This is a genomic window from Mesorhizobium sp. M0676 (genome assembly GCF_040320535.1).
GTDB lineage: Bacteria > Pseudomonadota > Alphaproteobacteria > Rhizobiales > Rhizobiaceae > Mesorhizobium.
The window spans coordinates 43,017-62,233 of the sequence record NZ_JAMYPU010000033.1; the positions used below are offsets into that span (position 1 = coordinate 43,017).

General features: G+C 63.4%; 19 protein-coding genes and 1 pseudogene. 14 read left to right on the top strand and 6 right to left on the bottom strand.

The features are described from left to right. The gene (locus NKI35_RS26935) at window positions 1–1,215 is read right to left on the bottom strand and encodes a glycosyltransferase family protein (protein WP_023754931.1); all 1,215 of its coding nucleotides are present in this window, start codon (window positions 1,213–1,215) and stop codon (window positions 1–3) included. 590 nt (window positions 1,216–1,805) lie between these two features. Continuing rightward, window positions 1,806–2,246, bottom strand: coding sequence for an Lrp/AsnC family transcriptional regulator (locus NKI35_RS26940; protein WP_023685065.1), 441 nt, complete (start codon window positions 2,244–2,246; stop codon window positions 1,806–1,808). A 146-nt stretch (window positions 2,247–2,392) separates the two neighbouring features. On the opposite strand from NKI35_RS26940, the gene rocF reads away from it, so the two are divergent. Then, window positions 2,393–3,328, top strand: coding sequence for an arginase (rocF, locus tag NKI35_RS26945; protein WP_352741846.1), 936 nt, complete (start codon window positions 2,393–2,395; stop codon window positions 3,326–3,328). Beyond that, on the top strand, window positions 3,325–4,386 hold the full coding sequence (gene ocd / locus NKI35_RS26950) for an ornithine cyclodeaminase (RefSeq protein WP_352741847.1): 1,062 nt from the start codon (window positions 3,325–3,327) through the stop codon (window positions 4,384–4,386). The genes rocF and ocd overlap by 4 nt, the downstream gene beginning before the upstream one ends. 6 nt (window positions 4,387–4,392) lie before the next feature. Here the strand turns inward: ocd and NKI35_RS26955 are convergent, their stop codons facing one another. Then, window positions 4,393–5,394: a LacI family DNA-binding transcriptional regulator gene (locus tag NKI35_RS26955; protein WP_023692902.1), complete on the bottom strand. Its 1,002-nt coding sequence runs from the start codon at window positions 5,392–5,394 to the stop codon at window positions 4,393–4,395. A 90-nt stretch (window positions 5,395–5,484) separates the two neighbouring features. Next, window positions 5,485–5,670 (bottom strand): annotated as a pseudogene (locus NKI35_RS31385) (ABC transporter permease); the annotation flags it as partial. 59 nt (window positions 5,671–5,729) lie between these two features. Here NKI35_RS31385 and NKI35_RS26965 point away from each other — a divergent pair. Continuing rightward, window positions 5,730–6,485 (top strand): COG4280 domain-containing protein, encoded by a 756-nt coding sequence (locus NKI35_RS26965; RefSeq protein ID WP_352741848.1) that lies wholly within the window; start codon window positions 5,730–5,732, stop codon window positions 6,483–6,485. Next, window positions 6,482–6,697 (top strand): hypothetical protein, encoded by a 216-nt coding sequence (locus NKI35_RS26970; protein ID WP_352741849.1) that lies wholly within the window; start codon window positions 6,482–6,484, stop codon window positions 6,695–6,697. The genes NKI35_RS26965 and NKI35_RS26970 overlap by 4 nt, the downstream gene beginning before the upstream one ends. On the opposite strand, the gene NKI35_RS26975 is transcribed toward NKI35_RS26970, so the two are convergent. Further along, window positions 6,691–7,323 (bottom strand): methyltransferase family protein, encoded by a 633-nt coding sequence (locus NKI35_RS26975; protein ID WP_023685059.1) that lies wholly within the window; start codon window positions 7,321–7,323, stop codon window positions 6,691–6,693. The two genes, NKI35_RS26970 and NKI35_RS26975, sit on opposite strands and share 7 nt — an antisense overlap. Before the next feature lie 229 nt (window positions 7,324–7,552). Here NKI35_RS26975 and NKI35_RS26980 point away from each other — a divergent pair, with 229 nt between their 5' ends. The 5 genes from NKI35_RS26980 to NKI35_RS27000 all read left to right on the top strand — a co-directional run bounded on the left by NKI35_RS26980 (window position 7,553) and on the right by NKI35_RS27000 (window position 11,531). Beyond that, on the top strand, window positions 7,553–7,840 hold the full coding sequence (locus tag NKI35_RS26980) for a hypothetical protein (protein WP_352741850.1): 288 nt from the start codon (window positions 7,553–7,555) through the stop codon (window positions 7,838–7,840). Between the two features lie 33 nt (window positions 7,841–7,873). Next, window positions 7,874–8,674, top strand: a complete 801-nt coding sequence (locus NKI35_RS26985; protein ID WP_352741851.1) for a COG4705 family protein — start codon at window positions 7,874–7,876, stop codon at window positions 8,672–8,674. 206 nt (window positions 8,675–8,880) lie between these two features. Next, the gene (locus NKI35_RS26990) at window positions 8,881–9,294 is read left to right on the top strand and encodes a cytochrome b (RefSeq protein WP_352741852.1); all 414 of its coding nucleotides are present in this window, start codon (window positions 8,881–8,883) and stop codon (window positions 9,292–9,294) included. Between the two features lie 120 nt (window positions 9,295–9,414). Further along, complete coding sequence (locus NKI35_RS26995; RefSeq protein WP_023740151.1) at window positions 9,415–10,086, top strand: winged helix-turn-helix domain-containing protein; 672 nt, start codon at window positions 9,415–9,417, stop codon at window positions 10,084–10,086. A 56-nt stretch (window positions 10,087–10,142) separates the two neighbouring features. After that, window positions 10,143–11,531 carry a HAMP domain-containing sensor histidine kinase gene (locus NKI35_RS27000; protein WP_352741853.1) on the top strand — a complete coding sequence of 463 codons (1,389 nt, stop codon included), beginning with the start codon at window positions 10,143–10,145 and terminating at the stop codon, window positions 11,529–11,531. A gap of 239 nt (window positions 11,532–11,770) precedes the next feature. On the opposite strand, the gene NKI35_RS27005 is transcribed toward NKI35_RS27000, so the two are convergent. Then, window positions 11,771–12,640, bottom strand: coding sequence for a helix-turn-helix domain-containing protein (locus NKI35_RS27005; protein ID WP_352741854.1), 870 nt, complete (start codon window positions 12,638–12,640; stop codon window positions 11,771–11,773). 106 nt (window positions 12,641–12,746) lie between these two features. Here NKI35_RS27005 and NKI35_RS27010 point away from each other — a divergent pair, with 106 nt between their 5' ends. The 5 genes from NKI35_RS27010 to NKI35_RS27030 all read left to right on the top strand — a co-directional run bounded on the left by NKI35_RS27010 (window position 12,747) and on the right by NKI35_RS27030 (window position 19,083). Beyond that, complete coding sequence (locus NKI35_RS27010) at window positions 12,747–14,015, top strand: ABC transporter substrate-binding protein (protein ID WP_023685055.1); 1,269 nt, start codon at window positions 12,747–12,749, stop codon at window positions 14,013–14,015. Between the two features lie 202 nt (window positions 14,016–14,217). Beyond that, window positions 14,218–15,078 carry a carbohydrate ABC transporter permease gene (locus NKI35_RS27015; RefSeq protein WP_023726710.1) on the top strand — a complete coding sequence of 287 codons (861 nt, stop codon included), beginning with the start codon at window positions 14,218–14,220 and terminating at the stop codon, window positions 15,076–15,078. 13 nt (window positions 15,079–15,091) lie between these two features. After that, on the top strand, window positions 15,092–15,928 hold the full coding sequence (locus NKI35_RS27020) for a carbohydrate ABC transporter permease (RefSeq protein ID WP_352741855.1): 837 nt from the start codon (window positions 15,092–15,094) through the stop codon (window positions 15,926–15,928). 12 nt (window positions 15,929–15,940) lie between these two features. Continuing rightward, window positions 15,941–17,020 carry an ABC transporter ATP-binding protein gene (locus NKI35_RS27025; protein WP_352538751.1) on the top strand — a complete coding sequence of 360 codons (1,080 nt, stop codon included), beginning with the start codon at window positions 15,941–15,943 and terminating at the stop codon, window positions 17,018–17,020. A 29-nt stretch (window positions 17,021–17,049) separates the two neighbouring features. Further along, on the top strand, window positions 17,050–19,083 hold the full coding sequence (locus NKI35_RS27030) for an aldo/keto reductase (protein WP_352741856.1): 2,034 nt from the start codon (window positions 17,050–17,052) through the stop codon (window positions 19,081–19,083). Window positions 19,084–19,217: the final 134 nt, after the last annotated feature.

A 19,217-nucleotide genomic window follows, 5' to 3' on the forward strand; every position in this document is an offset into this window, starting at 1 on the left:
TCAGTTCATGCCTTCAATGACCGAAAGGTGATGGCCGGCCCGCCGGTCGAGCAGTTCCGCGACGATTTCGGAAATATGAGGCAGCCCTTCCAGAGTCAGATGCGCATTGCTCTGCGATGGGCGGGGCCGGCCCGGCAAAACCTGCAGCGCATCGGCAAACCGCTGGGCATCCTCGGCTTCCTCAGGCAAAAGCATCTCGATGAGGCCGAGTTCGGCTGCGCGCCGTGCCCGGATCAGCTGTTCCTCGCGCGGCGTGACGCGCGGCACGATCAGCGCCGGCTTGTCGAAAGACAGTATCTCGCAATAGGTGTTGTAGCCGCCCATCGCCACCACCGCCTTGGCGCCGGCAATCAGCTCTTCCATGCGGTTGTCGAATTCGATGATCTTGACGTAGGGGATCTTGGCCCCTTTCCTGACCAGCTTGTTGCGCTTGCGCGCCGGCATGTAGGGCCCAAGGACGATCAGCGCCCGGTGCTGCAATAGCGGATCCTGCTGATAGGCCTCGATGACGTTGTGGATCAGGTCGGCGCCGTCACCGCCGCCACCGGTGGTAACCAGGATATAGTCGCCCTCGGGCCGGTGGCCGGGCAACTGGTTCTGCTGCAGGCTCCGTTGCAGGAAACCGACGAACTTCATCTTTGCCCTGACCGCCGGCGGCACCTCCAGGCCGGTCAGCGGATCGTAGAAATCCGGCGGGCCATAGACCCAGACCTTGTCGTAGAACAGGCCGATCTTGCGCATCACATCCCTGCGTGCCCACTCCGCTTCGAGCAAATGCGGCGCGTCCATCACCTCGCGCAGGCCAAGCACGAGCGTGGTGCCCCGCGTCTTGAGGTAGGACAGCGTATCCTCGATCTCTCCGCGCAGCCCCAGCGGTTCCTTGTCGACGATGAAGATATCCGGCCGGAAGCTCTCGGCCGTGTGGCGGATAATCGACTGCCGCATCCTTAGCGTCTCGTGCAGATCGATGTCCTTTTCCAGCGAGGTGTATTCGCCGTTTCGCAGCTTGATGACGCTGGGGATCTTCACGAAGTCGACGCGGGCGCGGTAGTCGAAGGCGCCGGCGATGGTGGCGCCCGAAATGATTAGCACCTGAAGTCCGCGGAAATCCCCGACCAGCGAATGCGCGATCGTTCGGCAGCGCTGCAGATGGCCGAGCCCGAACGTGTCGTGGCTGTACATGAGAATTCGTGCGTCTTTTGCGTGCTGTGTCATTGTGAACGTCTTTTAGAATTCTCGCCGGACCGTGGGCAACCCCGCAGGCTTCGAAACCATTCTCACGGGTCTATCGACCTGTTTTGAAACATGGGGGCGAGAGGTACGCAACGGCATTCTTCACCAGGTCACGAATGCCAGGGGCGCTGATTGTGGCGCCATGCCTTGTCTTCGCCGACGATAGACGGCCCGAGCACAAATCTCTGTCATGAGGCTTGACCCCGTGGAATTAAATGCCCTGCCGCCTGAGGCAGGCAAAGCGCACATTGCGAAAAATCAAGGGCGACCAAGGCGAAACGAGGCTGCCGCACATTGTGAGGAGAACCCGCACCTTGGGAAAATGCTTCATAATCCATCGAAACACAACGGCCGCCAGAGGCCGCACGTTGCGGCCTTTTATCCTGCCATCAGCCTTGGCCTGTGGCAAGCATCCGGTCCTTGCACCGTTCAAGCTGGTGCAATCTCGCGTCATGCCGGCTTCCTCCGTCACGTGGAGGATAGCTCCGCCCTCAATGAGATTTCGCAGGCAGGCGACCCATTCGCCAGATCCGTCACAAAGCTTTGCGTGAACACGCCGGCCGGAACGACGGCTACGCCAACCTTGCCCTTGTGGTGCGCGGCGTCGCCAGCAGCAGACTTGTCTCGCTGCCGGTTATCCCCGGGATGAGCCGTATCCGCCTAAGCACCGCGTCGAAATCGGTGAGCGACGCCGTTCCGAGTTCGACCACCAGGTCCCAGCGGCCATTGGTGGTGTGAATGGTCGAAACCTCGGCGAGGCCGCCGAGCGCCCGGACCACGCGGTCGGCGGCATGGCCCTCGATCTCGATCATCATCACGCCGCGTATCCGCTGGTCGACCGCGTCGGCGCGCAGCACCACCGTGTAGCCGATGATCTCGCCCGTTTTTTCCAGCCGCTCCATGCGCGCCCTGACCGTGGCGCGCGACACCCCGAGATCGACCGCGAGATCGGAGATGCTGCGCCGGGCATCATGCCTGAGCAGCGTGACCAGCCTTTCGTCGAGCAAGTCCATGATTCTATCCACTTTGACCAAACTGACTTATCGGATTGATAAATCATTCTTCTCGAAATGCCAATTTCGCCTGTTCATACTGCCGGGCCGGGATGGTTCATTCCACGCATCAACCGCCCAATCAATTTACAAGGACAACAAGAAACATGCGCTGCAGGATCGTTGGCGCGCCGGTGCAGGACGGCGCCGGCAGGATGGGATGCGAGATGGGGCCAAGCGCGCTGCGCACGGCCGGGCTTGTCTCGGTGCTGTCGGAACTTGGCCACGAGGTCGAGGACTGGGGCGCGGTGCAACCGGCCGCCGTGCGCGCAATCGTCCATGGCAATCTCGCGCTGAAGGCCCTACCGGAGATTTCCGCCTGGACGGCGGCGATAGCCGAGACCGCCTATGCGGCTTCGCGGAACGCCATGCCGATCTTCCTTGGCGGCGACCACGCGATATCGGCCGGCACGGTGTCGGGCATAGCCCGCCGCGCCGCCGAATGCGGCCGGCCGCTCTTCGTGCTGTGGCTCGACGCACATCCCGATTTCCACACGCTCGATACCACCGTCAGCGGCAATCTGCACGGCGTGCCGCTCGCCTATGCCAGCGGCCGGCCGGGCTTCAACGGTTATTTCCCGGACCTGCCTGTCGCCGTCGACCCTGCCCACATCTGCGTCATGGGCCTGCGCAGCGTCGATCCGGCGGAGCGCCGGGCGCTGAGCGAAGCGGGGGTTACCGTGCACGACATGCGCACCATTGACGAGCACGGCGTCGCACCTTTGCTGCGCGCCTTCCTGGCCATCGTCGAAAAAGAAAACGGCCTGCTGCATGTCAGCCTCGACGTCGACTTCCTCGACCCCTCCATCGCGCCGGCCGTCGGCACCACCGTGCCTGGCGGCGCCACCTTCCGCGAGGCGCATCTGGTGATGGAGATGCTGTCCGACAGCGGCCTGGTCTCCAGCCTTGATCTGGTCGAGCTCAACCCGTTCCTCGACGAGCGCGGCCGCACCGCCACTCTGATGGTCGACCTCGCCGCCAGCCTGATGGGCCGCCGCATCATGGACCGCCCGACCCGCAGCCATTCCGGAAGCATTGCATGACCCAGCCTTCCCGCCTTGCCATCGTCCCCTTCGTCAGCGTCGACCGCATGATGAAGCTGGTGCTGACCATCGGCGTCGAGCGGTTCCTCACCGAACTCGCCGCCTATATCGAGGAGGATTTTCGCCGCTGGGAGCTGTTCGACAAGACGCCGCGCATCGCCTCGCACAGCCATGACGGCGTCATCGAGCTGATGCCGACCAGCGACGGCCGCCTCTACGGCTTCAAATATGTCAACGGCCACCCGAAGAACATGCGCGAGGGCCGCCAGACCGTCACCGCCTTCGGCGTGCTCGCCGATGTCGGCTCCGGCTATCCGATGCTGCTCACCGAAATGACGATCCTGACGGCGCTGCGCACCGCGGCCACCTCCGCGGCCGCTGCCAAATATCTGGCGCCCAGGGGCGCGCGCTCGATGGCCATCATCGGCAATGGCGCCCAGTCCGAGTTCCAGGCTGTCGCCTTCAAAGCGCTGCTCGGCATCGACCGGCTGCGGCTCTATGACATTGACCGTTCCGCTTCGGAAAAATGCGCCCGCAACCTCGCCGGCAAAGGCTTTGACGTCACCATCTGCACAACGGGCCAGGATGCTGTGGAAGGAGTCGACATCATCACCACGGTGACCGCCGACAAGCTGTCCGCCACCATTCTGACCGACAACATGGTCGGTTCCGGCGTGCACATCAACGCGGTCGGCGGCGACTGCCCCGGCAAGACGGAACTGCACCGCGACATCCTGCTTCGCTCGGACATCTTCGTCGAGTTCCCGCCGCAGACGCGCATCGAGGGCGAAATCCAGCAGCTCCACGCCGACCATCCGGTGACCGAGTTGTGGCAGGTGATGACCGGCAAGGCGGAAGGCCGCAAGACGGCGGAACAGATCACCCTGTTCGATTCCGTCGGCTTCGCCACCGAGGATTTTTCCGCGCTGCGCTATATCAGAGACCAGCTTCAGGCCACCGGCCTCTACGAGGAGCTCGACCTGCTCGCCGATCCCGACGAGCCGCGCGACCTCTTCGGCATGCTGCTCAGGGCAGCGCTGCAGCCGGCAGCCGCCTGAGGGGCTTCAGCCGCGCAACGGCGCGCAGCTCTCCCGTTCGACGAGCACCGGGGTGAGCACTTCGCGGCGCGAATGCGCCGCCGGCTCGGCAACCCGCTCGAGCAGCAGGCTGACCGCCCGCGTGCCGATCTTCTCGACCGGCTGTGCGATCGTCGTCAGTGGCGGCCAGGTGGTGACGGCATAGGGTATGTCGTCGAAGCCGATCATCGACATGTCGCCGGGGACCCGCAATCCGCGCCCGCGCAGCACTGTCAGCGCGCCCATGGCCATCAGATCGTTACAGGCAAACAGCGCCGTGATCCCCGGCGCCTGCGCCATCAGCCGCTCCATCGCCATGCGGCCGCCGGCGAAGTGGTAGTCGGAATCCACCACCGAGGCCGGCGGCAGGTCGAGGCCGGCTTCCTGCAGCGCCCTGGCGAAGCCGCGCAGGCGGGCGGGGCTGGAGCTGGAATCGCGCGGGCCGCCGATGACGCCGATCTTCTCGTGACCGAGCCCGGCCAGATAGCGGCCGGCGAGATAGCCGCCATAATCGTGATCGACCAGCACGGAATCGACATTGACCGAATGGATCTCGCGGTCGATCAGCACCGCCGGGACGCCGGGCAGAAGGCTGGAGAACACCCGCGCATGATCGGACGAGCCGGCAAAGATCAGCCCGTCGATCTGCTTGGCCATCAGCACCTGGAGGTAGCGCTCCTCCTTCTCGGCGCTGCCGTCGGAGTTGCACAGGATCACCGTATAGCCGGCAAGGAAGCCGGCATCCTCGATCTGGCGTGCCACGCCGGCGAAGAACGGATTGGAATTGTCCGGCAGCAGCAGGCCGATGGTCTTGGTCTCGCCGCGCCTCAGGCTCCGCGCCAGCGTGTTCGGACTGTAGCGCAAGGCGGCGATGGCCGAATGCACGCGCTCGGCCGTCTCCGGCTCGACATGGCGCGTGCGGTTCATCACATGCGAGACGGTTGCGACCGACACTCCGGCATGGCGCGCGACATCGGCAATCGTCGTCATTTCTTGTCCCCTAGTGCATGTCGCCCGGAGTGTCCGGCGGATCTGGGAAAATGACATCCATAAAACAAAAACCAAAAAGCGCGACGCGCTTTATCGGATCACCCTCAACAGCTTTTCCCGATAGGCATCCAGAATGACGGCGAGCACAATGACAAGGCCTAGCACGATCGGCTTGAAATTGTCGCCGACGCCGAGCAGCTCGTAGCGACGCCGGCGACCGGGCCACCGATGTTGACGCAACAGATAGACCATGGCGACGATGCCGGCGCGTTCTCCCTTCCGCCGGAGCGCTGTATCCTTCTCAGGCTAGTGATTCCCGCAGACAGGAAACCTTCATGAACGGCCTGACGCCCATACTTTCCACCGTGACCGCCTCGTTCCTTGCCTCCTTCGTCGAAGTGGTCGAGGCCTTCACCATCGTGCTGGCGGTCGGCGTCACCCGCAGCTGGCGGCCAGCGCTGACAGGCGCGGCGCTGGCGCTGGCGGTGCTGGCGGCTCTGGTGCTGGCCTTCGGACCGCTGCTGGCGCTGATTCCCATTGCGGTGCTGCAGTTCGTCGTCGGCGTGCTCCTGGTCCTGTTTGGCATGCGCTGGTTGAGAAAGGCCATTTTGCGCAGTGTCGGCGTCATCGCCCTGCATGACGAGGACGCGGCCTTTTCAAAGGAAACCGCCGCTTTGCAGCAGCAGGCCAATGACCGCCGCGCCGATTATCTGGCCGGGCTCGCAGCCTTCAAGGCGGTGCTGCTCGAAGGTGTCGAGGTGGTGTTCATCGTCATTGCCGTCGGCGCCGCGCATGCACAGACCTTCTATGCCAGCCTTGGCGCGTTGGCGGCCTTCGTCCTGGTAACGATCATCGGTCTTGCGGTGCACAGGCCGCTGGCGCGGGTGCCGGAAAACGCGCTCAAATTCGCCGTCGGCCTGATGTTGACAAGTTTCGGCATTTTCTGGACCGGCGAAGGCCTGGGCGCCGACTGGCCGGGCGCCGATCTGGCGCTGCTGGCCATCTTCGCAATCATCGCCGTCGCGTCCTTCGCCATGGTGCGCTGGTTGCGCGCCAGCTACCCCAAGGCTGCACAAGGAGTTGCTCGATGAACGTCGTCCGCCTCATTCTAAAGGAGCTCGTCGGCATGTTCATCGACGATGGCAGCCTTGCGACGCTGGCGCTGCTCTTGATCGTGGCGATTGCCGCGGCAGTGAAGCTGCTGGCGTTGCCGCCGTTTGCCGGCGGCGTCCTGCTTCTGCTCGGCTGCCTCGTCATCTTGCTCTACAGCGTGCGCCGCGCGGCACGGCGCTCCGGTCAGTAGAGGGTGAAAAACACCGGCAGCATGCCGCTGATCCGCAACTGCTCAATCGTCTCGATGGCCGGGAACAGCGCCAGGAAATAGAGCCCGTCCGTGAACGTCCGCCGCAACGCCTTTGTCGAGAACCGGCGTTCGGCTTGATCGTGAAACAGCAGCGGGTTCGGCCAGAAAGGGGGCGTGCGTTCGGCATAGACGCTGTAGGCGGGGCCGAACTTTCCAAACAGGAACTCGGCTTCCTTGCGCGCCGTCACCCGGAACACCAGGTAACTCACCAGAGCCAGCGCCGCCGCCACCAGCACCGAGCCGTACATCAACCCGACGCCCGCGGCGCCGACCGTGGAAAAGAAGTAGAGCGGGTTCCGGCTCATCGAGAACGGGCCGATGGTGACCAACTCGTCATTCTTCCTGCCGCCGACATAGAGAATGCTCCACAGACGGCCAAGGAAGCAGACCAGCACGAAGCCGATGCCCAGCGCCTCGATGTATTCGTGCCCGTCCGAGCCTTCGACGAGAAAGGGCTTGGTGAACAGCAACAGCATGACGGCGAGGGCTGCCGCCACTTGTATGACGAGCAGGCGCTTGTGCTGGTCGAACGCCTTCGCTGCCGGCTTGGGGGGAGCGTAGCTCATCATAGTTCCTGCTCTCCGGCAGGGCTCATCGCGCCGGTGTCTCGCCACCCACTACCGCTTCCGTGCGGCGATGGCGAGGCAACCGGCAGGAATTTCAGCCATTCTTACGAATTTGTAAGCGGGCGGACAGATTGCGGCGAGGTCGCCTGCCCATAGTCCTTATGCCGGCCGACCTGCCGGACATCGTTTCATCACCGCCTGGATACCGGCGCAAGACAGGAACACCAGCATGAAAAAGCTAGCCCTCGCTTTCTCGCTCTGCGCCATTGCCATCGCCAACCCGGTCTTTTCAGCCGCTTCCGCTGCGACGGCTTGCGAAGACGCTCTGAAGGACCTGCGCGCGGCGGAAGCCTTGGCGGCGCTGAGCGCCGCGGACAAGACCAAAGTATCCGATCTCGAGGCCAAAGGCGTCGAGCGCTGCAATGCCGACGACGACAAGCGCCGACGACTTCTTCGCTCAGGCCATGAAGATCATGGGGAAGTAAGGCCAAGCCTCGCCGCACGTACCGGGGAATAGGCCCGTCCCCGCCGAAACGACAAGGATCCCATCATGCGCTTGTCTGCAAGCACTGCACCCGCCGCACTGGCATCACCCAACAGGGTCCCTGATGTCACCGTCGAATTCTGGCTGATCAAGCTTTTGGCGGTCACCATGGGCGAGACGGCGGCCGACTATCTGGCCGTCAATCTTGGCTTCGGACTGACCGTCACCTCGCTGATCATGACCGGCATCCTTGTCGTCGCGCTGGCGCTGCAATTCGCGCAGAAGCGTTATGTGCCATGGGCCTATTGGCTGGCGGTGGTGCTGATCAGCGTCGTCGGCACCTTGATCACCGACAATCTGGTCGACAATTTGGGCGTCCGTCTGCAAACCACCACGATTGCCTTCACGGTCTTGCTCGCCGCGACATTCGCGGTCTGGTACGCCAGCGAAAGAACGCTCTCCATCCATACGATCGTCACCACCAGGCGCGAGATCTTCTACTGGCTGGCGATCCTGTTCACCTTTTCGCTCGGCACCGCGGCCGGCGACCTTGTCGCCGAGACGTTCGACATTGGCTATCTAACGACTGGCTTCTTGTTCGGCGCGGTCATCGTCTTCATCGCCCTCGGCTATTTCGCCTTCGGCCTCGACGCCATCCTCGCCTTCTGGCTGGCCTACATCCTGACGCGGCCGCTTGGCGCCTCGTTCGGCGACCTGCTGTCGCAGCCGGTCGAATATGGCGGCCTCGGCTTCGGCACCACCTTCACCAGCATGATCTTCCTGGGCTGCATCGTCGCCCTCGTTCTCTATATGAGTCTGAAGAAGGGCACCGGCGAGGCCGACAAAATCCTGCTTGAATCGGAGTAGATGCAAGCACCTGCACGCCCGCCTGACGCGACGAGAACGCGCCAAAACGTCAATGGATCCCTGCCGTGGGTCGCCCTGGGCAGCTATCGCGCTCACCTCATGGACGGAAGAATGAACTCCAGGAAATCCGGTTATAGCGGCCTCCAAATTAGCCTGCATTGGATGATAGCGGCGCTTGTCCTGTTCAGCTCCTGTTCGGCGAAAACATGACAATCTATGTCGATGCGGCAGCGGACAGACGCCAACTGTCGTCCTACGGGCAGACCATGGGGTCCGCCCATTACTGGGTCGGCCTGGCGATCCTGTTGCTGGTGTTCGTGCGACTGGCCGTCCGCCTCTTCATCGGTGCGCCCAAGCCGCAATCCACAATGCCGAAATGGATGGCTTTCGCCTCACGCACAACGCATGCGCTGTTCTATGGCCTTCTCGTTGCCGCTCCTGTTTCCGGGCTTCTGGCCTTTTATGTTTGGAGCTGGATGGGCGATGTCCATACTTGGGCAAAGCCGGTATTCATCGTTCTGATCTGCATTCATGCCGGTGCGGCACTCTTCCATCATTTTATTCTGAAAGACGCCGTGCTGCGCAGGATGCTTGTCCCTGCGCGCGATCCGGTCGGATGACACTTATGGACATGTGCAACGACCACGAGCGACCAGGCGCCGGCGGATATTCTAGGAACGGACCGCCGCCGGTGCTAGCATGCCGCTCTGGCAAAGCCTCGGCAACAGACCGGAACAGAGATGCGACTTCTCCTTGTTGAGGATGACCCCAGGACCGCAGACTATGTCGTCAAGGGCCTGAGCGAAGCCGGGCATGTCTGCGATCTGCTGCGCGACGGGCATGACGCGCTGTTTGCCGCGACACGCGACGCCTATGACGTGATCGTCGTCGACCGCATGCTGCCCGGCCTCGACGGCCTGTCGATGATCAAGGCGGTGCGGGCGGCGGGCGTGCGCACGCCGGCGATCTTTCTGACCTCGGTCGGCGGCGTCGACGACAGGGTTGAAGGGCTTGAGGCCGGCGGCGACGACTATCTCGTCAAGCCATTCGCCTTTTCCGAACTGCTCGCCCGCATCAACGCGCTCGGCCGTCGCCCTGCGGTGCAGGAGCTGAAGACGACGCTGCGCATCGCAGACCTCGAAATGGACCTGATCCAGCGCCGCGTCACCAGGCAGGGCCAGGCGATCGACCTGCAGCCGCGCGAATTCAGCCTGCTCGAAGTGCTGATGCGCGGCGAGGGCCGCGTCATCACCCGCACCATGCTTCTGGAACGCGTCTGGGATTTTCACTTCGACCCCAAGACCAGCGTCGTCGAAACCCATATCAGCCGGCTGCGCGCCAAGATCGACAGGCCGTTCGAAACCACGTTGATCCACACCGTGCGCAACACTGGCTACAGTGTTCACGACTGAGGCGCGGCATGACAGAAACTTGCCATGACTGAAGCTTGCCATGACTGAAACGCACTATGACTGAGACAGGCTCTCGCCTGCTGCGCAGCACGCCGTTTCGGCTGGCCCTGACCTTCGCCTTGCTGTTCGTGCTCGCCTTCATCCTGTCGGGCGCCATCGTCTACCAGCTGATGAGCGCGGATCTTGCCGAGCAGCTCGACCAGTCGGTCAAGGAGACCTATTCGGTCGTGGCGGTGACCTATGCCGGAAACGACCGGGAGGATCTGGTTTCGGCAGTCGACAGCCACGCCGCGCTCAGCCCGAGCAAGGAACAGCTGTTCTCGCTCACCGATCCCGCCGGCAATCATCTGGCCGGGAATTTCACCGCCGCCGACCTTCCGGATGGCTTTTCCGATTTTGCAGCGTCCCTGCCCGATGTGACGCCCGGCACCATGTACCGCGCCTGGTCCGGTTCGGTCGGGCCGAACAGCCTGACCGTCGCCTTCTCGCTGTCTGAGATAAGGGAGTTGGAAAACATCGTGCTGATGAGCTTCGGTTGGGCCACCCTGATCATTTCCGGCCTTGGGGTGGCCGGCGGCGCCCTGCTGGCGTCGCGCGTGCAGCGCCGCCTCGACGGCATAGCCGCCACCATGGACGATGTCTCCAACGGCCGGCTCGACGCCCGCATTCCACTGCTCGGCAATGGCGACGACATTGACGGCGTCTCGCGCCAGGTCAACGCCGCGCTGGAGCGGCTGGCGGCCCTGGTCGACGGCATGCGCCAGGTCAGCGCCGACATCGCGCATGATCTGAAGACGCCGCTCAACCGGCTGCAGATGATTTTGGAGGCTGCCGCCGACAGGACGGCGCGGGGTGAGGCAGTTGCCGATGAGCTGGCGGAGGCCCGAGGGGAAAGCCTGCAGATCAACGAGACTTTCGATGCGCTGTTGCGTATTGCCCAGATCGAGGCCGGCGCCCGCAAGGCGCGCTTTGTCGATCTCGACCTCAACGGCGTCATCGATGCCATCGCCGAAATCTATGCCGGTGTCGCCGAGGATGACGGCAAGTCGCTGTCGGCCACGATCGTCCACGGCACCCCATGCCTGGTCCACGGCGACCGCGACCTGCTGACGCAATTGTTTGCCAATCTCATGGAAAACGCGCTGCGGCATTGCCCTGATGGCACGGCGATCCAGATATCGGTGACACGGCAGGACGACCGCATCGTGGCTGAGGTCGCCGACAACGGCCTCGGCATCCCGGCGCAGGAGCGCGAAAAAGTGTTCCAGCGGCTGTACCGGCTCGACTCCAGCCGCACCACGCCCGGCAGTGGGCTGGGGTTGAGCCTCGTGCAGGCCATCGCCGATTTGCATGGTGCAACGATTGCGCTGGAGGATCGCCGGCCTGGGCTGGCGGTAATTGTCGGGTTTCCTCGGGCGGAGGGCACCGGTCCCGGCTTGAAATGACAACGCCAGAGCCAGGTCGCCCCCACACCGTCGAGCTTCGCACGACACCACTACCCCCCACGACGGGGGGGAGGGGACGCTGCGAAGCAGCGACGGAGTGGGGGAAGGCGCTCATGAAACGCGAAGTCGCTGACAACTTTCTCCAAGTTGATGATCGCATCCGACAAAGGCGGTCGCGATTAGCCTTGCACATGTTTCCACCCGGAACGGCTGCGGGTTGATCAAGATGACCGTCGAACCTATCGGCCCACCGCACCCCGGCGAAAATCCGAGGGCGACATCCCTGCCAGCTTGCGGAAGGATTTGTTGAAGGCGCTGAGCGAGCCGAAGCCTGAATCCATGGCGACGCGCAGCACATTGGCGTCTTCATGCATCAGCAGCGCCTGCGCGTAGCTCAGCCGCAGCAGATTCATATATTCGTTGAGCGTCATGCCTGTCGATTTCTTGAAAATGCTCATGGCGTATTTGGGATGGATGTCGGCCGCCGCCGCGATGTCGACGCAGTCTATCTCGTAGAGGAAATTCTCGGCGATGAAGTCGCACATGCGCCCGACATTGCGCAGCGATTGCTGGTCGAACGGGCCGCCGGGTTCCTGGCCGATGGCGGTTTCCGGCACCAGCCGGTAGGGCTCGAAGCGCACCCGCTCCAACCGCAGCAGCAGCTCGTTCACGGCGTGCTCGGTTATCGCCGGATCGCCCGAGCGGAAATAGCGGTTCCAGCGTTCGAAATTGTGATGGTCGGCCTGGTCGGTCGCCGATGTCACCAGCGTGGCGCCGGTCATCAGCCGGTGGCGGACATCCGTCGGCAGGTGCAGGCGGAAGAAATGCACCAGCGGCAGATGCGCGCCGGCATAGATGGCGTCGTCGGAGAGATCGTCCATCTGGTGCGGCAGCCCGCCCCAGAACAGGCACATGTCGCCCGCCGTGAGCGCGATCTCGTGCTCGTTCATGCGGTAGTGCACGCTGCCGCGGACGATGAAATTGACCTCGACCTGGGCATGCCAATGCGGCTTCAGCATCACCAGCGGATGGTTGTGAAACATCTGCAAAGCCATCGGCAGGCCTTCGACGCTGCTGGCGCCAGGCTGGTAAAACGGCCGTTCCGGCATCTTACTTTCCGCCCATCTTTTATTCCCGTTGTCAGGGACAAGCCTTCCGCGCCGCCTAGTCTAGCCATGCTCGCGAAGAGAGAGCAAATGAAATGGGAGGATTTCAATGCGCACGACACTGATCTGTGCCGCGCTGGCGCTTGGCCTGGGCTCAACCCCGGCTTTGGCGCAGTCCGGCGAAATCACGATCTGGAGCTGGAATATCGCCGCTTCGTCGCTGAAGGCGACGGTGGCCGGCTTCAACAAGCAGCATCCCGACGTCAAGGTCACCGTTCAGGATCTCGGCAACCAGCCGACCTATGACAAGTCGATCGCCGGCTGCGCGGCCGGCGGCGTCGGCCTGCCCGATATCGTCTCGATCGAAAACGGCGAGGCCGAGAATTACTGGAGCCAGTTCCCCGATTGCTTCGTCGATTTGCACACGCTGGGCTACACCGCCGACGACCAGAAGAAATTCCCGGACTTCAAGCGCACCGAACTGGAGGTCGGCGACAAGGCCTATGCCATGCCGTGGGATTCCGGCCCGGTAGCCGCCTTCTACCGCCGCGACTTCTACGAGAAGGCCGGCGTCGATCCGGCCTCAATCAAGACCTGGGACGATTTCATCGCCGCCGGCAAGAAGGTCCAGGCCGCCAATCCCGGCGTCACCATGACCAATGCCGATTTCAACGGCGACACCGAATTCTTCCGCATGATTTCCAACGAACAGGGCTGCGGCTATTTCGCCGCCGATGGGCAGTCGATCACCGTCAACCAGCCGAAATGCGTCGACACGCTGGCCAAGATCAAGGACATGAAGGACGCCGGCATCATCTCGTCGGCCGACTGGGGCACCAAGATCACCAACAACACCGCCGGGACCGTCGCCACCCAGGTCTATGGCGGCTGGTATGAGGGCACCATCCGCACCGAATCGGCCGGCGAAAACGGCAAATGGGGTGTCTATCTGATGCCGAGCCTGACCGCCGACGGCCCGCGCGCCGCCAATCTCGGCGGCTCGTCGCTCGCCATCACCTCGGCCTCGAAGAACAAGGAGGCCGCCTACGCCTATCTGAAATACACGCTCGAGACCAATGAGGGCCAGATCACCATGCTCAGGGATTTCGGCCTGGTGCCGTCACTGATCTCGGCGCTCGACGATCCCTATGTCTCGCAAGGCCTGCCCTATTGGGGCGGCCAGGCAGTGTGGAAGGACATTCTCGCCACGCTGCCCAAGGTGGTGCCGAGCCGCGGCACGCCGTTCCAGAGCGACGCCGAAATCATCATGCGCGCCGTGCAGACCAAATATCTCGGCGGCGGCTATCCCGATGCCAAGGCCGCCCTCGACGACGCCGCCAGCCAGATCGCTTCGGCGACGGGACTGCCGATCAAGTGACCAAGGCGGTGATGCTGGCGGGCCAGATATAGGGCAATTTGCCGGACTGTTGGCGCTGCCCCTCACCTGCCTGCCGGCATCCTCTCCCCGTATAGTGGCGGGGAAAGGGACGCTCTCGCCCAACAGATCGCCAATTGCCGGCGGCGTCCGCCGGCTAACAACACGCCGGATATCAGCCGGGAAAGAGGAAGGAGGAGGAACCATGCGCTACCAGAACGCCACGGCCTATCGCTTCCTCACGCCCTACCTCCTGATCTTCGCCATCTTCTGGGTGTGGCCGATCATCTCCTCGTTCATGATTTCCTTCCAGGCGACGCGGACGGTGCCCTGGCGCTTTGCGCCGACATTCAACTGGGGCCGCCTGATCGGCGACCCCGCTTTCTTCAACGCGCTGAAGAACACGCTGCTCATCCTCGTCATCCAGGTGCCGGTGATGATCTCGCTGGCGATCGTCATGGCGGTGCTGCTGAACTCGCCGCTGCTGAAAGCACGTGGCCTCTACCGCTTCGCCTTCTTCGCTCCGGTGGTGGTCGGCGAGGTCGCCTATTCCGCCGTGTTCCGGCTGATGTTCAATCTCGATTTCGGCATCATCAACAAGCTGCTCGCCGGCATCGGCCTGGCCAAGATCGACTGGTTCTCCAACGTCACCCCGGCCATGGCGCTGATCATGATCGCGGTGACCTGGCGCTGGGCCGGCTACAACGCCATCATCCTGCTCGCCGGCCTGCAGTCGATCCCCGAGGATGTCTATGAAGCAGCGACGCTCGACCGCGTCAGCAAGCTCAAGCAGTTCTTCTACATAACGCTGCCGCTGCTCAAGCCGGTCATCGTGTTTTGCGCCGTGCTGTCGATCATCGGCACGATGCAGCTGTTCACCGAGCCGTTCCTGATCACGGAGCGCGGCGGCCCCGGCGGCGGCACCGAGACGCTTGGCCTGCTGCTCTACCGCCAGGGTTTTCGCTCGCTCAATTTCGGCTACGCCTCGGCCGTCGCCTACACCATGGCGGGCTTGGCAATCGCCATCACGCTGGTGCAGCTGTGGCTGACACGAGAGCCGAAATGAGAGGGGCGCCGAAATGAGTTCGCTGTCGCAACGCCGGCTCGGCCGCAGCGTCCTGCTGCATCTGGTCCTGACGCCGCTGGCGGTGATCTGGCTGTTTCCGCTATGGATGATGGTGGTGTTTTCGACTATGCCCGACAACGGCATTTTCAGCCCCGGCATCGAGCTTCTGCCGCACGGCAATTTCGTCGACAATTTCAACAACCTGCAGCGCGACACCAATTTCATCGGCGCCATCGGCATTTCGGTGGCGGTGGCGGTGACCTACACCTTCTTCTCGGTGCTGCTGACCTCGATGGCCGGCTGGGCGCTCGCCCGCTATCAGTTCTTCGGCAAGGGCGCGGTGGTGGCGATCATCCTCGGCACCATCACGCTGCCCTATGCGGTGGTGCTGATCCCGCAATTCATCATGGTGGCGCGCGACTTCCAGCTCGCCAACACCTGGGTTGCTCTGATCGTGCCACCCTTGTTCAATTCGCTGGGCGTGCTGTTCATGCGCCAGGCTTTCTCGATGATGCCGGCCGACCTCTTCGACGCAGCACGTGTCGAAGGCGTCAAGGAATGGCGCATCTTCCTGTTCGTCGCTTTGCCACTGGCGCGGCCGATGCTGGCGGCGCTCGCCATCATTCTGTTCCTCGCTTCGTGGAACAATTATCTCTGGCCGCTTTTGATCAACAGCCAGCCCGGCGCGATGACCGCACCGGTGGCGCTGGGCACGCTGATCGGCCTGACCAAGGTCTCATGGGGCGGCATCATGGCCGGCGCCGTCATGCTGACCGTGCCGATGCTGGTCGTCTTCGTTCTGCTGCAGCGCCATTTCATCGCCGGCATCGCCGCCGGCGCCGTCAAGTAGGACTAGAGCGATATGGCGGCAGTCACCCTCACCAATGTCGTAAAACGCTTCGGCGTCTATGAGATCATCCATGGCGCCAACATCGATATCGCCGATGGCGAGTTCGTCGTCTTTGTCGGCCCGTCGGGTTGTGGAAAATCGACGCTGCTCAGGATGATCGCCGGGCTGGAGGATATCAGCGGCGGCGAGATCGCCATTGGCGGCAAGGTGATGAACGATGTCGAGCCGGCCGAGCGCGGCATCGCCATGGTGTTCCAGTCCTACGCGCTCTACCCGCACATGAGCGTGGAGCAGAATCTGAGCTTTGGCCTCAGGATGACCGGCAACCCCAAGGAGGACACCGAGCGGCGGGTGAAGCGGGCCTCCGAAATCCTGCGCATCACAGAGTTGATGACGCGGCGGCCGAGGCAATTGTCCGGCGGCCAGCGCCAGCGCGTCGCCATTGGCCGCGCCATCGTGCGCGAACCGCAAGTCTTCCTGTTCGACGAGCCGTTGAGCAATCTCGACGCCGAGCTGCGCGTCCAGATGCGGGTCGAGATCTCGCGCCTGCACAAGGAGCTCGGCACGACGATGATCTATGTCACCCACGACCAGACCGAAGCGATGACGCTGGCCGACCGGATCGTCGTGCTGCGCGGCGGCCATGTCGAGCAGATCGGCCGGCCGCTCGATCTCTACGACAATCCCGACAACCAGTTCGTCGCCGGCTTTGTAGGCTCGCCGAAGATGAATTTCATCAAGGGCCGCGTCGTCGGGCGCAACACGAGCAGCGTCACCGTCGAGCTGGTAGGCGAGGAAAAGACCCGCATTATGCAACCGTTGACCGGCGCCGTGCCGCAAACAGGAGCCAAGGTCATTGTCGGCGTGCGGCCCGAACATTTCGGCAATGGCGGCGAAGGCGACGCCGACCTCACAGTCGGCATCGACGTGGTCGAGCATCTCGGCGGCACCAGCTTCATCTATGCCAGGACCGCCCATGGCGAAGACCTGGTGATCCAGCGCGACGCGGCAAAGGTCCCCGACACCCAGGAGATCACCGTGTCCATCCGCAAATCCTATCTGTTCGATGAAAATGGCCAGCGGCTGCGCTGAGCGCTTCCAGCCTTGCAAGGAGAATGACCATGACTGCAACCGCGCCCATCCGCTGGGGGATACTCGGGCCCGGCGACATCGCCAAAGCGTTCGCCCGCGGCGTGGCAGGCTCGCGCACCGGCACGATCGTGGCGCTCGGCGCCCGCAATCCCGGCAAGGCAGGCTTGGCCGAGACGTTTCCCGGCGCCCGCATCCTCGACGGTTACGACGCGCTGCTCGCCGACCCCGAGGTCGATGCCGTCTATATCGCCATCCCGCATCCCGGCCATGCCGAATGGGCAATCAAGGCGGCGGAAGCCGGCAAGCATGTGCTGTGCGAAAAGCCGCTGGCGCTGACCGCCTTCGAGGCCGACGCCATGATCCATGCTGCGCGCAAGGCCGGCACCTTCCTCGGCGAAGCGTTCATGTACCGGCTGCACCCGCAGACGGCGAAGCTGGTGGAACTCATCAAGTCGGGCGTCATCGGCGATGTCAGGCTGATGAAGTCGAGCTTCGGCTTCGCCATGCCGGGCTTCATGCCCGAGCACCGGCTCTACGCCAACGATCTCGCCGGCGGCGGCATCCTCGACGTCGGCGGCTATCCCGTCTCGATGGTGCGGCTGATTGCCGGGGCTGCGACTGGAAAACCCTTCGCCGAGCCGGACAAGGTTGTCGGCACCGCCCATCTCGGCAAGTCCGGCGTCGACGAATGGGCCTCGGCGCTGCTGCATTTTCCCGGTGGCATCGTCGCCGAGGTATCCTGCAGCATCTCGCTCAAACAGGACAATGTGCTGCGCATCCTCGGCACCAAGGGCCGCATCGAAGTGCCGGATTTCTGGTTCGCCGGCGGCGGCAACCGCGATGGCGGCCCTGGCCGGATCGATGTAATCCTCGCCGACGACACGCGCGATACCATCAGCGTCAACGAAACCCGCCATCTCTATTCCTTCGAGGTCGACGCCGCCGGCGAGGCGATCCTGGCCGGCAAACAGGAGTTCGCCTGGCCGGGCATGGCCTGGGCCGACAGCCTCGGCACGCTGCGCGTCCTCGACAGATGGCGCGCCGCCGTCGGGCTCGAATATGAGATCGAAAAGCCGGCTAAGCGAACCAACACCATTTCGGGCCGGCCGCTGCGCACCGGCGGCACGGCCATTGGCAAGCGCAAGATTCCGGGCCTGTCGAAGCCGGCCTCCGTGGTGGCGCTCGGCTTCGAGGATTTCCGCACCTTCTCGTCGGGCGCAATCCTGCTCGACGCCTTCTTCGAGGCCGGCGGCAATCTGTTCGACACCGGCTATGTCTACGGCGCCGGCTACACCGAAACGCTGCTTGGCCAGTGGCTCAGGAATCGCGGCGTGCGCGAGCAGTCGGTGATCATCGCCAAGGGCGCGCACTCGCCGCTCTGCTATCCCGATGTCATCGGCAAGCAGCTCGCCCAGTCGTTGGACCGGCTGCAGACCGACCATGTCGACCTTTATTTCATGCACCGCGACAACCCGGATGTGCCGGTCGGCGAGTTCGTCGATGCGATGGACGCCGAGGCCAAGGCGGGCCGCATCCGCGGCCCGTTCGGCGGCTCGAACTGGACGATGGCGCGCATGGACGAGGCGATTGCCTATGCCGAGCGCACCGGCAAGCAGAAGCCCGGCGTGCTCTCCAACAATTTCTCTCTGGCCGAGATGCTGGAGCCGATCTGGGCCGGCTGCATCACCTCGTCGACCGACGACTGGAAATCCTGGCTGACGAAAAGGCAGATGCCCAACTTCGCCTGGTCGAGCCAGGGCCGCGGCTTCTTCACCGACCGCGCCGGCCGCGACAAGCAGGACAATGAGGAGCTGGTGCGGGTCTGGTATTCGGAGAAGAATTTTGGCCGGCGCGACCGTGCCATCGAGCTGGCGCAGCGGCTCGGCAAAAGCCCGATCCACATCGCGCTCGCCTATGTGCTGGCGCAGCCTTTTCCGTCGGTGCCGTTGATCGGCCCGCGCACGCTGGACGAGTTGGAGGACAGTTTGAAGGCGCTGGATATCAAGCTGTCGGCGGAGGATATCGCGTGGCTGGATAGCGGGCCGGAACGGCGCAGGGCTTAGCAGCTAATCTCCCCCCTTGAGGGCATAGGCGCTAAGATAGGTATTGCCTTGCGGAATCGGGTGTGATTCTACACTGCGATGACACACGAATCGCTTGTTGATGACGGCTGGGCCGAGACGATTGAGCTTCTGGG